This is a genomic window from Rhizobium sp. 05N49, from assembly GCF_056396805.1.
In genome coordinates, this window is sequence record NZ_JBFTME010000010.1 from 237575 (window position 1) to 250875 (window position 13301).

At 60.7% G+C, this 13301-nt stretch carries 21 protein-coding genes; 11 read left to right on the forward strand and 10 right to left on the reverse strand.

Annotated elements, in window-relative coordinates:
• Positions 1–170: 170 nt before the first annotated feature.
• On the reverse strand, positions 171–965 hold the full coding sequence (locus tag AC1DF8_RS21400; RefSeq protein WP_112544032.1) for a response regulator: 795 nt from the start codon (positions 963–965) through the stop codon (positions 171–173).
• A gap of 274 nt (positions 966–1239) precedes the next feature.
• On the opposite strand from AC1DF8_RS21400, the gene AC1DF8_RS21405 reads away from it, so the two are divergent.
• Both AC1DF8_RS21405 and AC1DF8_RS21410 read left to right on the forward strand, forming a co-directional pair.
• Positions 1240–1446, forward strand: coding sequence for a NepR family anti-sigma factor (locus AC1DF8_RS21405; RefSeq protein ID WP_112544033.1), 207 nt, complete (start codon positions 1240–1242; stop codon positions 1444–1446).
• Positions 1447–1456: 10 nt separating this feature from the next.
• Positions 1457–2011, forward strand: coding sequence for an RNA polymerase sigma factor (locus AC1DF8_RS21410; protein ID WP_007815244.1), 555 nt, complete (start codon positions 1457–1459; stop codon positions 2009–2011).
• Positions 2012–2176: 165 nt separating this feature from the next.
• Here AC1DF8_RS21410 and AC1DF8_RS21415 read toward each other — a convergent pair whose 3' ends face one another.
• The 7 genes from AC1DF8_RS21415 to hemP form a co-directional block, all read right to left on the reverse strand.
• Positions 2177–2578, reverse strand: coding sequence for a hypothetical protein (locus AC1DF8_RS21415; RefSeq protein WP_112971150.1), 402 nt, complete (start codon positions 2576–2578; stop codon positions 2177–2179).
• A gap of 8 nt (positions 2579–2586) precedes the next feature.
• Positions 2587–2931 carry an ElaB/YgaM/YqjD family protein gene (locus AC1DF8_RS21420; RefSeq protein WP_112544035.1) on the reverse strand — a complete coding sequence of 115 codons (345 nt, stop codon included), beginning with the start codon at positions 2929–2931 and terminating at the stop codon, positions 2587–2589.
• Positions 2932–3046: 115 nt separating this feature from the next.
• Positions 3047–3856, reverse strand: coding sequence for a heme ABC transporter ATP-binding protein (locus AC1DF8_RS21425; protein ID WP_113208245.1), 810 nt, complete (start codon positions 3854–3856; stop codon positions 3047–3049).
• Positions 3857–3866: 10 nt separating this feature from the next.
• A complete protein-coding gene (locus AC1DF8_RS21430) occupies positions 3867–4976 on the reverse strand; it encodes a FecCD family ABC transporter permease (RefSeq protein ID WP_113116721.1) in 1110 nt (369 codons plus the stop codon).
• 2 nt (positions 4977–4978) lie between these two features.
• Positions 4979–5902, reverse strand: a complete 924-nt coding sequence (locus tag AC1DF8_RS21435) for a heme/hemin ABC transporter substrate-binding protein (protein WP_113208244.1) — start codon at positions 5900–5902, stop codon at positions 4979–4981.
• 11 nt (positions 5903–5913) lie between these two features.
• Positions 5914–6963: a hemin-degrading factor gene (locus AC1DF8_RS21440; protein WP_478154865.1), complete on the reverse strand. Its 1050-nt coding sequence runs from the start codon at positions 6961–6963 to the stop codon at positions 5914–5916.
• Positions 6964–6982: 19 nt separating this feature from the next.
• A complete protein-coding gene (gene hemP / locus AC1DF8_RS21445; RefSeq protein ID WP_112544040.1) occupies positions 6983–7168 on the reverse strand; it encodes a hemin uptake protein HemP in 186 nt (61 codons plus the stop codon).
• 180 nt (positions 7169–7348) lie between these two features.
• Here hemP and AC1DF8_RS21450 point away from each other — a divergent pair, with 180 nt between their 5' ends.
• From AC1DF8_RS21450 to AC1DF8_RS21475, 6 genes are all read left to right on the forward strand, one after another.
• Entirely contained in the window at positions 7349–7777 is a 429-nt protein-coding gene (locus tag AC1DF8_RS21450) for a hypothetical protein (RefSeq protein WP_478154866.1), read from the forward strand.
• A 72-nt stretch (positions 7778–7849) separates the two neighbouring features.
• On the forward strand, positions 7850–9280 hold the full coding sequence (locus AC1DF8_RS21455) for a TonB family protein (protein ID WP_478154868.1): 1431 nt from the start codon (positions 7850–7852) through the stop codon (positions 9278–9280).
• Positions 9281–9388: 108 nt separating this feature from the next.
• Positions 9389–9796 carry a DUF2325 domain-containing protein gene (locus tag AC1DF8_RS21460; protein WP_478154869.1) on the forward strand — a complete coding sequence of 136 codons (408 nt, stop codon included), beginning with the start codon at positions 9389–9391 and terminating at the stop codon, positions 9794–9796.
• Positions 9793–10065, forward strand: coding sequence for a hypothetical protein (locus AC1DF8_RS21465; protein WP_113116712.1), 273 nt, complete (start codon positions 9793–9795; stop codon positions 10063–10065). Before AC1DF8_RS21460 ends, AC1DF8_RS21465 begins: the two co-directional genes overlap by 4 nt.
• Before the next feature lie 10 nt (positions 10066–10075).
• Positions 10076–10390 (forward strand): heme-degrading protein HmuQ, encoded by a 315-nt coding sequence (hmuQ, locus tag AC1DF8_RS21470; protein ID WP_113147609.1) that lies wholly within the window; start codon positions 10076–10078, stop codon positions 10388–10390.
• On the forward strand, positions 10387–10758 hold the full coding sequence (locus tag AC1DF8_RS21475; protein ID WP_478154872.1) for a bleomycin resistance protein: 372 nt from the start codon (positions 10387–10389) through the stop codon (positions 10756–10758). Before hmuQ ends, AC1DF8_RS21475 begins: the two co-directional genes overlap by 4 nt.
• 58 nt (positions 10759–10816) lie before the next feature.
• Here the strand turns inward: AC1DF8_RS21475 and AC1DF8_RS21480 are convergent, their stop codons facing one another.
• Together AC1DF8_RS21480 and AC1DF8_RS21485 are read right to left on the reverse strand one after the other, a co-directional pair.
• The gene (locus AC1DF8_RS21480) at positions 10817–11188 is read right to left on the reverse strand and encodes a DUF423 domain-containing protein (protein ID WP_112971140.1); all 372 of its coding nucleotides are present in this window, start codon (positions 11186–11188) and stop codon (positions 10817–10819) included.
• Between the two features lie 2 nt (positions 11189–11190).
• A complete protein-coding gene (locus AC1DF8_RS21485) occupies positions 11191–11595 on the reverse strand; it encodes a group II truncated hemoglobin (RefSeq protein WP_478154874.1) in 405 nt (134 codons plus the stop codon).
• 235 nt (positions 11596–11830) lie between these two features.
• Between AC1DF8_RS21485 and AC1DF8_RS21490 the strand changes: the two genes are divergently transcribed.
• The 3 genes from AC1DF8_RS21490 to AC1DF8_RS21500 form a co-directional block, all read left to right on the forward strand.
• Positions 11831–12394, forward strand: a complete 564-nt coding sequence (locus AC1DF8_RS21490; protein WP_183886041.1) for a TetR family transcriptional regulator — start codon at positions 11831–11833, stop codon at positions 12392–12394.
• A gap of 19 nt (positions 12395–12413) precedes the next feature.
• Entirely contained in the window at positions 12414–12755 is a 342-nt protein-coding gene (locus AC1DF8_RS21495; protein WP_112544048.1) for an SMR family transporter, read from the forward strand.
• Between the two features lie 183 nt (positions 12756–12938).
• A partial coding sequence (locus AC1DF8_RS21500; RefSeq protein WP_478154877.1) for a ThuA domain-containing protein occupies positions 12939–13301 on the forward strand: 363 nt, incomplete at its 3' end.

Sequence of the window (13301 nt, forward strand, 5' to 3'; positions counted from 1 at the left end):
CCGCCTCTCCTCGGTCCCTTCGAACAAACGGAGGGATGTTGCTCTCCCGACAAACCTGCCGGTCATTCTAAAAGCAAGCGCTGCAAAAACCGTTAAAGCCGCCAATACGCTCCGGCAGAGCCGGAACGCATCGTTGCCGGAATAGTTCCGGTATGGCCAAGATTCATGTTTCAGGCCGCCACGCGGGTCGTTTCGTTGAAGAAAAGAGCCTGGCTGATCAGCGCTTTGACCATGTCGGGATTGAAGGGTTTGGTCACGAGGAAGGTGGGTTCCGGTCGCTCCCCGGTCAGCAATCTCTCGGGGAAGGCGGTAATGAAGATCACGGGCACGCTCGAGGTCTTCAGGATATCGTTGACGGCATCGATGCCGGAGCTGCCGTCGGCAAGCTGGATATCGGCGAGCACCATGCTCGGCTTGGTCCTGTTATAGAGTGCGACGGCCTCGGTATGGGTGCGGGCGATGCCGGTAACGCGGTGACCGAGGCTTTCGACCATCTGCTCGATATCCATGGCGATGAGCGGTTCATCCTCGATGATCATGATATCGGTCGCGACCTGACGCGAGATTTCATGCGAGGCCTTGTCGAGCAGCTGCATCGTTTCCTCTTCGGTGATTTCGAGAATGTCTGCGATCTCGGAGACGCGGAAATTCTCGACAGAGGCGAGCAGGAAAGCCTGGCGGGCAAGCGGCGAAACCTTCGAGAGGTTCAGCGTCGCGCGCTGTTCCCAGGCATAGGGTGAGGAAGGCTCGGGAATCTCGACCGCAGTGGAACCAAACAATTGCGTGAAGAGTTTGTAGAGTGCGACGCGGTCATTCGCGGTATCCGGGAATATGGAGAGATCGGCGATGATCGCTTCCAGAACGGCGGCGACATAAGCATCGCCAGAAGTCTGAGTGCCGGTGAGAGCGCGGGAATAGCGACGCAGATAAGGAAGGTGCGGCGCAATTCGAGTGGATAGTGTCATTAAAAACTCCCGTCTACAGGCAGGTAAATGGCTGCAATGACCAGAAAACGCGGCCTCCATAAAAAAGTTCCTGAGGTGAGGAACTATTTTTGCGGCGTTGCATTATCCTAGCCGACAAATGAAGGGCGTCACGTTTTGACCCATGTGAACGGAATGGATCTACGACATCAAGGGTTTGAAATAACCTGCTTGATCGATCGCTTATCCGTTCCATTTACCTTTTACAGCGACTTTGCCTTTCAACCCAAGACAACAGGCAAGAAGTGATCAGTTGATGACGACACAAAAGACAGAAGCACCGGACGAGCGCCAGTTGGAGCTGCGGGCGAGCGACCTATTGGACCCGAACAACCAGATCGGCGTCAGGTTGCGGTCGCTTTATGCTGCCGCGCAGGAGGAGACCATTCCCGACCGTTTCCTCGACCTGCTGGAAAAGCTTGATCAGGCCGAAATGATGGCTTCCGCAAAGATGGCCGAATAGGAATACCCGCATGGAAAAAGCGCAACCGAGCTTCAAGCGCGAACTCCTGGCGGCCCTGCCAAGCCTTCGTGCGTTTGCCATATCACTGATCGGCCGGCATGACCGCGCCGACGACCTGGTTCAGGACACCATCATGAAAGCCTGGGCCAAGCAGGATCATTTCGAGATGGGCACCAACATGAAGGCCTGGCTCTTCACGATCCTGCGCAACGAGCTTTACAGCCAGATGCGCAAGAGCGGCCGCGAGGTGCAGGACAGCGATGGCCTGTTTACCGAATCCATGGCGACGCACCCTTCCCAATATGGCGCACTCGACCTGCAGGACTTCAAGAAGGCGCTGGACCAGCTGCCGCCGGACCAGCGCGAAGCGATCATTCTCGTCGGCGCATCGGGCTTCTCCTATGAGGAAGCGGCGGAAATCTGCGGCTGTGCCGTCGGCACCATCAAGAGCCGCGTGAACCGCGCGCGCCAGCGGTTGCAGGATCTCCTGCAGATATCAGGCGAGGCGGACTTCGGTCCCGACGCTACATCGGCGCCACTTACCTCGAAGGCTTTTGCCTTCTGATCGACGCCTTTCCTGGGAGGAAGGATGGCCGGCTGCCCTGCGGGGCGCCGGCTTTTTTGTTGGACCGATGGCGCGATTGCCTCAATCAATGACAGAGAAAAAGCGCAGCGCACCATTGGGCGCGCTGCGCTTCTTGCGGCAATCGAAGAATGAGGAGGATGCGGATTAGTCGTCCCGCTTGGAACCCACCAGATTGGCAGCCACGAGAGCAGCCACGATGCCCGCGGTCAGGAGCGGTTGGGTGCGAACGAAGCCGAGGCCAACGGTTGCCAGAGATTCAAGTGCTGCGCGGCGCTCCCGGGCGCGGCGGGCTTCCTGATGGTTCATGATCGTCATGATCACGAAAACGATGATCGCGATCAGTAGAGCGCAGGCCGCAAGGAAGAGGGATGCGCCGATGGCGCCGTAGATGCCTGCCAGCCAGATGGCTCCGGCGGTGACGGCAAGCGCGTAGGCAGTCAGCAGAAAAAGCAACGCAACGGCGATGAAGATGCCGTTGCGCTTGGTGCGTTCCACCGTGCGGTGAACGCTGTTGCCGACAAGCAGGCTCAGGATCGGGAAGAGCATCGAGCCTCCTAGCGGCGCGCGAGCATGGCGACGAGCAGGCCAAAGGCGGCAGCGGCACCGACAGTTGCGAGCGGATGACGACGCACGGTGTTTCGCACTTCGCCGGCGCCTCGCAGGTAGCGCTGCTGCAATTCGTTCAGCAGATCCTCGCTGCGGCCGAGGATGTCTTCATAGCTTGCGGATGCCTGAGAGCGCAGCTTTTCACCCTGATGGCGGGAGGTCTTGCCGAGAACATGGGTGAGCTCTGCGAGCTCTTCGCGCAGGGCTGCGATCTGGTCTTCGACGCTGGTTTCGAGATTGTGAAGAGCGCCGTTGCGGCGGCTGCGGCTTGACTGGAAGAAGGAGTAGGCCATGACTGTCTCCATTGCTGGGCGCGATCAGCGCCGCCCGGTTTCACGCGGGGTCAGCACCATCAATGGCACGGAAGAGAGCGCCCGGCTTTGACCCAAATCATTGCGGACAACGCATTCAGGCTGGAAAGGTTCCTGAGTTGGCCAGCGCGCTATGGGCCAGGACGAAAGGCGTGCCGTCGCCAGGCACCGTGTTAACGCGCAGCGGGCAGCCGAACACCGTCTCCAACATTTTGTCTGTCAGTACGTCGCGGACGCTGCCTTCAGCGGCCAGCCGGCCGGATTTCATCAGCACGATCCGGTCGGCGAAGAGAGCCGTCAGATTGAGATCATGCATGACCGCAATCACCCCGCCGCCGCGCTCACAGAAATCACGCGCGAGCGTCATGATGGTCAGCTGGTGGCTGATGTCGAGGCTGGAGACCGGCTCATCCAGCAGCAGCCAGCAGGGTCTGCCATCGACGGCCGGCTCGGAGATCTGGCAAAGCACGCGGGCGAGCTGCACACGCTGTTGCTCGCCGCCGGAGAGTTCCTGGTAGAAGCGGCCTTCGAAGCCGGTGAGATCGACGGCGGCCAGCGCCTTTGCGGCAGTCTCATCGGCCTGATCGGCATGGAGGTTGAGGCCGGAGGTCAAGCCCATGCGGACGATCTCGCGAACAGTGAAGGGAAAGGAGATGGCGTTCGCCTGCGGCAGGACCCCGCGGATGGAGGCAAGTTGCCACGGCCTCAATGTGCGCACCTCTTCGCCGTTCAGAGATACGGAGCCCTCATAGGCAAGCTCGCCGGAAACGGCCTTCATCGTGGTTGTCTTGCCGGAGCCGTTCGGTCCGGCAATGGCGGTCAGTTCGCCGGCCTTTGCGGTGAATGCGACATCGCGGACGATGGTCTTGCCGGAAAGGCGCACGCTGACGCCGGAAACTTCGATCATCGGTGCACACTCACAGGGCAAGGCGCGAGCGCTGCCGCAACAGGATCCAGAGGAAGAAGGGACCGCCAACGGCCGCCGTGATGATGCCGATCGGCATTTCGGCGGGTGCTACGATGGTGCGGGCGAGCACATCGGCGAAAATCAGCAGCGAACCGCCGAGCAGCGCAGAGGCCGGCAGCAGGAAGCGATGGTCCGGGCCGATTACCATGCGCAGGATATGCGGAACGACGATGCCGACGAAGCCGATGCCGCCGCTGACGGCAACGGAGGCGCCGGTTGCGGCGGCAACGGTGACGATGGCGATATTCTTCAGCCGCTGGACCGGCACGCCCATATGGAAGGCAGCCGCTTCGCCGAGCGTGATGGCGTTCAGGCCACGGGCCATGAAGGGTAGGGCGATGAAGGAGAGGAGGATGATCGGACCGGCCGCCGCGATCTTGATCCAGGTCGCACCGGCAAGCGAGCCCATGCCCCAGAAGGTCAAGTCGCGCAGCTGCTGGTCGTTGGCCATATAGATCAACACGCCCGTCAACGCGCCGGTCAGAGCGCCGAGCGCGATTCCGGCAAGCAGCATGGTGGCGACTGAGGTCTGGCCGTTGCTGGTGGCGACCCGGTAAAGCAGCAGCGTGGTGATCAGGCCGCCGCCGAAGGCTGCGAGCGGCAGGGCGTAGATGCCGAGTGCGAGGTAGAGGGGGGCGGCGACCGTACCGCCGAGAACGATCATCACGACCGCGCCGAAGCCAGCGCCCGAGGAGACGCCGACAAGGCCGGGATCGGCGAGCGGATTACGAAACAGGCCCTGCATGACCGCGCCCGAGACGGCGAGCGATCCGCCGATCAGGAAGCCGAGGATGGCGCGGGGCAGGCGAATGTCGAAGATGATGATCCGGTCACGGGCGCTGAGCGCCGTTTCGTTGCCTGCCATGTTTCTGACGACGTCGAGAATGGAGGCGTCGGACGCTCCCGTCGTGACAGAGAAGAGCAGGGCGAAAACGGAAGCCAGGACGAGGAAGGCGATCGCCAGCAGGGCAAGCTCGGTTCTGTCGCCCGCCTGCCGGTTTCTGCTGAAGACCGGCAAAGAGGATCGCCTGTTTTCCATCATGGCTTCCGGTACGGCCATCATCAGCCCCCGTAGATTGCCGCGTTGAGTTCGCGAACTGCACTTGCCGTGCGCGGACCGAAGCCGAGGAGATGCAGGCCATCCATGCGGATGATCGCCTTCTTCTCGCCGGCCGGTGTCAGCGCGATCGACGGCTGGGCAAGCAGGTCGTCGTTTTTCGTGCCAGCGCCATCACCGCGGTTCATCATCAGGATCACATCAGGCCTGGCGCTGATGATCGCCTCGTCGGTCAGCGGCTTGTAACCCGGGAATTCACTGATCGCATTGACGGCGCCGGCAAGCTTGATGACGCCATCGGCAGCCGTGCCTGTGCCTGACGCCATGATGCGGCCGTTCTGGGCGCTCAAGATGAAGAGCACGCGCTTGCGCTCGCCCTCGGGGCGCTTTTCGGCATCGGTGACGGCGGCATCGAGATCGGCGCCGACCTTTTCTTCCAGGGCTTTCGCCTTGTCCGGCACGTTTAGCAGCGTGCCGACACGATCGATCTTGGCAATGATGCCGTCGCGCGTATAGGCATTCGGAACGGTCTCGAAGGGCACGCTGGCATTCTTCAGAACGTTCAGCGCTTCCTGCGGGCCGGAGCCCTCGACGGCGATGATCGCCGTCGGGTTCATGGCAAGAATGCCTTCCGGCGAGAGCGCGCGCATGTAGCCGACATCGGGCAGCTTCAGCGCCGCTTCCGGATACAGGCTCGTCGTATCGCGGGCGATCAGCCTGTTCTCCTCGCCGAGCGCGTAGATTATCTCGGTGACGTCACCGCCGACCGAAACGAGCCGCGACGTATCGAGCTTCTTGTCCTCTGCATGGGCGGCGCGCACAAAGGCACCGCCGACCGGTGCCATCGGAACCAGCGGCAGGATCATGACAGCCGCAGTCAGAGCCAGCTCCCAAAGACGGAGCCGGCGCAGGTTGTTTCGGATTTTCATCGCTCTGATCCTTATGCGGCGACGCTTGCGGCTCGCGGCAGGTTTTCCATGATCTCGCGCCATTCGCTGCGCTCGTCGGAACCTTCCTTCCGCTTGCCGAAGAACTGGATGATCATGTTGCCGTCAGCATCATAGGCTTCGAGCGAGGTGACGTGGCCGTCCTTGGTCGGCTTGCGTACGGCCCAGGTCTCAGCAATGTGGTCTTGGCGCAAATGCAGATGGAAGGTTTCGTCGAGCACGTTGATCCACGGACCCATCGGCTGGACATTGAAGATCGGGCCGGAATGGATCTGCACGATGCCGTTATTGGCAACGAAGCACATGATCGGCAGGCCTGCCTTGACGGAGGCATGCATCATCTCTGCCGTCGCCGTATTGTCGAGCTTCCAGGCATAGTCGTCGCCGACGGAGCGCACCGCGGCCTGGCGGCCGATCTTCAGGCGCTTCAGCATGCCGAAGAATTCATGCGTATCGGTCATCTTGCTCCAGTTGTCGCGCAGTTCTTCCTGGGTGACATTGCCGTCTTCGTCGGAGGCGAAGGAGGCGTCGGCCTCGACGAATTCCTGGTTCTGGTCGTTGAGCTTCAGTTCGGCGACGATCCGATGATAGGCTTCGACATCGGATGCCGGGCGCAGGTGGATCTTGTGGACGGCGTTGCCTGTCTTATCGAAATACTGAAGGCTGAGGCGTGTTGTGTCGCCATCCTTCTTGGTGACGGCAAAGGCGTGGACCCAGCGGCTCGGGAAGACGCGCAGATCGATGTTTTCGCCGAGCACGATGGCGTTGTGCTCGCCGATCTTGATGTTTTCGTAGACGCCGATCTTTTCGTGCACGGCGCTTTCGTTGCGCGACAGGGCCATGACCTCGCCGAGATCGGCAACACGCTCCAGGAGTTTCGCAGCGCTGGCATCGATGCGCACAGCACTGATGCCGACTTCGGCGGCGACGAGGGCGGCCTCGGAAATCTTGAGCTGCGCGGCAATGTCGCGCTCGCGCATCTTCGGATTTTCAGCGCGGAACGCGCGGATTTCTGATGGTGCCGGTCTGGTCTGCTCGGTCATGTTCTACCCTGCTATGAGCTTACTTGTTGAGAATGAGTTTGCCCTGACGGGTGATCTTCAGGCGATAGATCACGCCGTCGTGCCTGATCATGATCTCGTTGGTGCCGGCAAAAAGATCGCCGCTTTCGAGAACACGGATCTCGGCCACTGCTGGCTCGTTGCGCAGCTGTGCGAGCTTAAAATTATCTGGCTTTTCAACCATCATTTCGGTCGGCTTTTCCCGTGATTGCGGGGGTGAAGGCCCCGTTCCGGCTACATTTATCTTGACTCTCATACTCATAGTTTTTTAAAGACGCAATAATAGAAGACAAAAGCAGTCAAGTTTTTGACGGCACTGTTTTGAAGCCGCCTGATGGCGGTCAATTTGGTCTTTGGAGAGGCGATAATGACGGGTCGGTTTGCCACTTTTGCGGCTGGTGTGCTGTTTTCGGTTTCGGGCGCGGCGCAGGCCTTTGCGCAGGATGCAGCGGCTTCCAAGCTCGATGTCGAGCTCAACGCGCTGACGCCCTCGCAGAAGGGCTGCATGATGACCTTCGTTACCGAGAACAATCTGGCGACGCCGATCAACAAGGTCTCCTTCGAACTTGCCTTCTTCAACGACAAGAATGCCGTCGACCGCATCACGGTGCTCGATTTCCGTGACCTGCCGCAGGGCAAGAAGCGCGTGCGCCAGTTCGATATGCCGAACGTAAAGTGCGAGACGGTCACGCGCGTGCTGATCAACGACACGCCCGTCTGTGACGGGCCGGCGGCCGGCGAATGCATGAAGGGTCTCGTGACCCGCTCGCAGATTTCAGTTCCTTTCGAAGGCTAAGACCAGGTCGAAGGCCAAGACCAGGCCGGGAGGAAACCCGGCGCGCATGTTTCAGGTTGTCCGAGGCGTCAAATGGCAATTTCAGCGAAATCCAGATCGAGACACGTGCTCATCGAGGAGGAGGGCGCTGACGAGGGCCTGAACGACAACAATCCCGGCATGCATCCCGGCCACGAGCTGGCCGATCTGCGCAACGCGCAGCGCCAGCCGGCCGGAGAACAGGTCATCCACTATGCGCGGTTTGCGCAGATCTCCTCCTTCCCCGATCATCCGGAAGCCGCTCCCGCTGCTCCGGTGACACCATTGCCGATGGATGCGGCGGTGGAGAAGCAGGAGGACGAGAAGGCGCCGGTGCGGCGGCGGCTGACACTGACCTGCATCTGCTCGCTGATTTTTCACGCGGCATTGGCGACTGCGCTGATCGTTGCCTTTCCGAAAGCGCCGGAAGAGGCGATCGAAGAAGCCGGCCAGGCGATGAGCGTCGTCATGTACGGCGATTCCGATATTGATCAGGCGGCAGCTGGCGAGACGGAAACGACCGTGCAGCAGGAAATTATTCCAGAGGCGGTCCAGCCCGACACGATCCAGCCGATGCAGACAGCGGAGGCGCAGCCGGAGACCGTGCAGCCGACCGAGGTCTCGCCTGTGACGACGAGCGAGGTTTCGCCCGTCGAGATGCAGGAGGCCGTCCAACAGGCGCCGGCGCCGGAAGTGACGCGGGTCTCGCCGGAAAATGCCGCGGCTGTCGAGCTCGAAATCCTGGTGTCCGAAGTGCCGGCGGAGGAGTCCGTCGCGCAGCCGATGTCCACGATCGTTCCGGAACAGCAGCAGGTGCCGGTCGATGCGGTTTCGCCTGAGATACAGCCCTCCGAAGTACAGCCGACCGGGATACAGCCGACTGCGGTGCAACCCACTCAGGTCCGGCCGACCGAGGTGCAGCCTGCCGAGACCCAGCCCGAGGTTGCGCAGACCCCGCAAGAGGTGAAACCTTTCGAAACGGCTGAAGTCCAGCCGGAGCCGGAACAGCCCGAGGAGGTTGTCACGCCGACCCCGAAGCCGAAGGTGACGGCAGAGGAAAAGCCGAAGCCGGTTGAGAAGAAGCGTCCGCCGCAGAAGGCTGCCGGCAGGAATGGCGAGCAGCAGCAGAATTCGCAGCGCGGCGTTGCCGACGGCGATCCGTCGGCCCAGTCGGACCGCAATTCGCAAGCCGCCAGCAACAATAACGGGATCGGCACCGCTGAGCGCGCCAATTACGGCGGCAAGGTTCGCGCCCGCATTCGCCGTGCGCTTCGCGAGCCTCGCGGCGTTGACGGGACTGCCGGCGTGACATTGACCATCGGCGGCGGCGGCAATCTTGTCTCTGCCGTCATCTACAGGAGTTCCGGCGTTCCTGAGATCGATCAGGCCGCTACCGATGCCGTGCGGCGCGCATCGCCGTTCAGCCCGCCGCCGGGTGGGCAATCCGTGAGTTTCAAGCAGGAAATTCAGGTGGGCAGGAATTAAATATGATAAAAATAATCAACTTTATACTTTACTGTAAAAATCAAGTTTAATAAGGTCCGTTCGCACACGCAGGAATCGTGTGACGATCAACGAGCGAACGGGTGGTAAATGGCTCGCAAGGGGAAAAAGGGAACGAACCGGGAGATCCGCGTTCAGGCCGATCAGGGGGTCCAGCAGTCCGCTTCGGGACGCTCCAAGCTGGATGGCCGCAGTTTCCTTTATGTCGGCGGCCGTGATTGCCAGGTGGCGCACTTACGCGAAATCGCCAGCAGCTTCGGTGCTGAGCTGATCCACCACGATGGCGGGCTTCGCGAAGCGGTTTCCCGGATCGATACGCTGCTTCCTTCCGTCGACTGCGTGTTCTGCCCGATCGACTGTATCAGCCACGATGCCTGCCTGCGCGTGAAGACCGGCTGCAAGAAATTCAGCAAGGCCTTCATTCCGCTGCGCAACGGCAGCAAGTCCAGCCTGGAACGTGCGCTGCAGACGATGAACGAACGAGACAATTCCCGATGAATGATGGGCACCCTGACGGGTTTACGATGATCGGCCTGCACAAGCTCGCCGCTCACGGTGGTGACGGCCTTGTGCCGGAGCTCTACGAAGTTTTCCTTGAGAATGCCGCCCGCCAGCGCAGCTATCCCAATGTCGTGCTGTTTCCCGCCTGGGAAGCACGCATGCCCGGCGAAGCGTCTGTAAAGCCCATCGGCGCGGACGCGACCGACGGCAATAATATCGTCGCCTTTCCGTCCTATGCCGGACGTGCGACCCAGAAAAAGGCGTGAGGAGCTTTTGATGTATATCGCGATGAACCGTTTCAAGGTGGCTGCCGGCGCCGAGGGCGATTTCGAGAGTGTCTGGCGCAATCGCGATTCCAGCCTGTCGCAGGTTCCGGGTTTCGTCGAATTCCGGCTGCTGCGCGGCAAGACCAATGCGGAGGAGGGCTATACGCTGTTTTCCTCGCACACGCTCTGGCGCAGCGAAGAGGATTTTCTGAACTGGACGAAGTCGGAGAATTTCCGCGCCGCCCACCGCAATGCCGGCGACAACAAGGGCCTGTACAAGGGGCCGCCGGTGTTCGAAGGCTTCAACGTTGTGGATGGCATATGAGCGGCGATCCCGATCGCATCGAGGTGATGCCTGTTCTGCCGTCGCTGGATATCGCCGAGACGCTTGCCTTCTATCGGGACCAGCTCGGCTTCATCAAAATCGTCTACGAGGCGAGTGACTATCTGATCGTCAGACGCGATGAGATGGAACTGCATTTCTGGCTGACCGACGATCGAAGCCTGCCGGAAAAGACATCCGTCTATCTGCGTGGCGGCGGTATTGGCACGCTTCATAGGGAATACAGTGCGAAGGGTATCGAGCGCCTGTCGGATATGGCAGTGCGGCCCTGGAACATGGAGGAATTCTATATCCATGATCCGCACGGCAATCTTTTGCGCTTCGGGCGAATACCGCAGGCGAGCAGCTAGCACCCCCTTCTTCCCACGGGGGAGAAGGGGAAGGCCTGCTCTATGGCCTTCCGAAATTCTACGCCCGCACCCGCCAAAATGCGCTCGCTGAGACCGCCAGCCATCCCAGCATCATCGCCCAGCCACCTGTCGGGGCCGCATAGGGGAACATGCCGGAGCCGGTGAAACGCAGCGTCATGAGGTCACCCGCAAACAGCACCGTTCCCACAATCATCAGCAAACCGGCGAGCCAGGCGGTTCTAATCTTGGCGGCACCAATTGCCAGCGCCAGCAGGGCGGGGGCGTGGGCGAGGCACATGGCGGAGGCCGAGGCGGCGAGATGTGCATCGCCGCCGCCATGGGCGGCAAGGGCGGCGAGCGCCACGCCCGCAAGGCCGAACAGGCCGGCAAAGAGATAGAGCACCGGCTCCAGGCGCGCGTTCAGGCTCATGGCTATTCCTTGTTCTGCATGTGATGGGCGAGGCGCTCGACCGGCGCCCAGATGAGATCTCGCAATGCCTGGCTGGCGATCGTTTCATCCATGGCCTGGCGGAAGCAGAGCAGCCACTCGTCGCGTTCGACGGGTCCGATTTCGGCGACGAAATGGCGACTGCGCAGGCGGGGATGGCCGCGTTTGTCGGTATAGAGCGGCGGACCGCCGAGATAGCCGGTCATATATTCGTAGAATTTCTCTTCGCTGCCTTCAAGGCTTGGCGGATGCACGGCACGCACGTGCCTAGCCTCCGGCAGCGTATCCATCAGCTCGTAGAAGCGATGCGTCAGCGCCCGGACGACAGGATCACCGCCGATCGCGTCGTATAGTGTGGTGACGTTCGTCGTGGTCTTCTCTTCCGGCACAAAACCATCCCTTAAATACCCGTCCCGGCGCTGCACGCCCCCCTGCGCCGCTCCGGGCTTTATAGCATCCGAACGCCGTTTCCGGCTTATCGGCTCACCGCTTAGATGCACCCGATCAAAAAGGATCGCAACTGTCATCAAAACGCCGCGTCATTTCGCGCATAATCCCTTGCAGGGCAGGAGCTCCAGCAGATTCTTCTTGACAAAACCGTCCGGACGGTATCTTTGTAAATCCATGTCAAACGCTCATCATCGCAAGAAACAACCCGTGCTCGTGCGCCAGCAGCTGCTGGAAGTCGCCGCACGTCTTGCCGGTGAGCAGGGCATGAGCGCTGTTACGCTCGATGCGGTCTCGGCTGCATCAGGCGTCAGCAAGGGCGGATTGCTGCATCACTTCCCGACGAAGAACGCGCTGCTGGACGCCCTGTTCGAAAGCCTGCTGGAGAGGTTCGACGCCGATATAGACGAGCTGATGCGCGCCGATCCGCTGCCGCAGGGACGTTTCTCGCGCGCCTATCTGCAGGCGGTATCCGGGCTGAAGGATCGTCCCGACGATTCCAGAGGCTGGACGCAGGTGACGATCGCGCTGCTTGCCGAGCCCCGGCTGCGCCTGCGATGGCGCCAGTGGGTGGCGGCGAGAGCCGAGGAATATATCGGTACCGACTCGGCGCTCGACACGCTGATCGTGCGTTTTGCCGCCGACGGTCTGTGGTTCGCAGATACGTTGGAAAGCCATGATATCAGTGGCGCTCTGAGGCGAGAGCTGATTGCCCGCCTCATCGAGTTGACTCACAAGTAGATCAAGAAGGAATACCGTCATGAACCCGGCTGCCGTCTATGGGCTGCTCGTTGCAGCCATCGTGCTTGAAGTTATTGGCACGACCGCCCTCCAGCTCTCACAGCAGTTCACCCGCCTCGGTCCGACGGCACTTGTCGTTGCCTGCTATGGAGCTGCCTTCTACTGCCTGTCGCTGACGCTGAAGCACATTCCCGTCGGGATCGCCTATGCGATCTGGAGCGCTTTGGGAATCGTCTTGATTTCCTCGGTCGGGTTCGTGTTTTTCAAGCAGCGGCTCGATACGCCCGCCATTATCGGCCTAGGCCTGATCATAACAGGCGTGGTCGTCGTCAACCTGTTCTCCAAGACCGTTTCCCATTGATGTGAAAAGGGGTTTTTCCCGGCCGCAGGACCGGGAAAAATCCTCTTTGTCAAAATACCGACAAAGGTCTATGTCTTCCTCTGACGCGGAGGAGAGACTGCTTTGGCTGGCCATCTTTCCAAAGCGCTTTGAATCCCGCCTTCCTGCTTGCCAAAAATCCAAAGGTTCTAGAGGAGCATAGTCATGGCCATTCGCACCGTCGTATGGGGAGAGAACATCCATGAGACAACCAATGAGATCGTCCGGGGCATCTATCCTGAAGGCATGCACACGACCATTGCCAAGGCGCTGAACACGGATCCGGCGATTTCGGCAACGACGGCGACACTGCAGGAGCCCGAGCATGGCCTCACCGAAGCCCGGCTTGCCGAGACCGATGTTCTGACCTGGTGGGGTCACAAGGATCATGGTGCGGTCTCCGACGTCGTCGTCGAGCGCGTCGCCAAGCGGGTCTGGGAAGGCATGGGCCTCTTGGTGCTGCATTCCGGCCATTTCTCGAAGATCTTCAAGCGGCTGATGGGCACTCCCTGCGCACTCAAATGGCGC

Excerpts from the sequence above, each read along its gene's own strand:
- AC1DF8_RS21400 (WP_112544032.1), bottom strand. The coding sequence starts at position 965 with ATGACACTATCCACTCGAATTGCGCCGCACCTTCCTTATCTGCGTCGC.
- AC1DF8_RS21405 (WP_112544033.1), top strand. The coding sequence starts at position 1,240 with ATGACGACACAAAAGACAGAAGCACCGGACGAGCGCCAGTTGGAGCTG.
- AC1DF8_RS21410 (WP_007815244.1), top strand. The coding sequence starts at position 1,457 with ATGGAAAAAGCGCAACCGAGCTTCAAGCGCGAACTCCTGGCGGCCCTG.
- AC1DF8_RS21415 (WP_112971150.1), bottom strand. The coding sequence starts at position 2,578 with ATGCTCTTCCCGATCCTGAGCCTGCTTGTCGGCAACAGCGTTCACCGC.
- AC1DF8_RS21420 (WP_112544035.1), bottom strand. The coding sequence starts at position 2,931 with ATGGCCTACTCCTTCTTCCAGTCAAGCCGCAGCCGCCGCAACGGCGCT.
- AC1DF8_RS21425 (WP_113208245.1), bottom strand. The coding sequence starts at position 3,856 with ATGATCGAAGTTTCCGGCGTCAGCGTGCGCCTTTCCGGCAAGACCATC.
- AC1DF8_RS21430 (WP_113116721.1), bottom strand. The coding sequence starts at position 4,976 with ATGGCCGTACCGGAAGCCATGATGGAAAACAGGCGATCCTCTTTGCCG.
- AC1DF8_RS21435 (WP_113208244.1), bottom strand. The coding sequence starts at position 5,902 with ATGAAAATCCGAAACAACCTGCGCCGGCTCCGTCTTTGGGAGCTGGCT.
- AC1DF8_RS21440 (WP_478154865.1), bottom strand. The coding sequence starts at position 6,963 with ATGACCGAGCAGACCAGACCGGCACCATCAGAAATCCGCGCGTTCCGC.
- hemP (WP_112544040.1), bottom strand. The coding sequence starts at position 7,168 with ATGATGGTTGAAAAGCCAGATAATTTTAAGCTCGCACAGCTGCGCAAC.
- AC1DF8_RS21450 (WP_478154866.1), top strand. The coding sequence starts at position 7,349 with ATGACGGGTCGGTTTGCCACTTTTGCGGCTGGTGTGCTGTTTTCGGTT.
- AC1DF8_RS21455 (WP_478154868.1), top strand. The coding sequence starts at position 7,850 with ATGGCAATTTCAGCGAAATCCAGATCGAGACACGTGCTCATCGAGGAG.
- AC1DF8_RS21460 (WP_478154869.1), top strand. The coding sequence starts at position 9,389 with ATGGCTCGCAAGGGGAAAAAGGGAACGAACCGGGAGATCCGCGTTCAG.
- AC1DF8_RS21465 (WP_113116712.1), top strand. The coding sequence starts at position 9,793 with ATGAATGATGGGCACCCTGACGGGTTTACGATGATCGGCCTGCACAAG.
- hmuQ (WP_113147609.1), top strand. The coding sequence starts at position 10,076 with ATGTATATCGCGATGAACCGTTTCAAGGTGGCTGCCGGCGCCGAGGGC.
- AC1DF8_RS21475 (WP_478154872.1), top strand. The coding sequence starts at position 10,387 with ATGAGCGGCGATCCCGATCGCATCGAGGTGATGCCTGTTCTGCCGTCG.
- AC1DF8_RS21480 (WP_112971140.1), bottom strand. The coding sequence starts at position 11,188 with ATGAGCCTGAACGCGCGCCTGGAGCCGGTGCTCTATCTCTTTGCCGGC.
- AC1DF8_RS21490 (WP_183886041.1), top strand. The coding sequence starts at position 11,831 with ATGTCAAACGCTCATCATCGCAAGAAACAACCCGTGCTCGTGCGCCAG.
- AC1DF8_RS21495 (WP_112544048.1), top strand. The coding sequence starts at position 12,414 with ATGAACCCGGCTGCCGTCTATGGGCTGCTCGTTGCAGCCATCGTGCTT.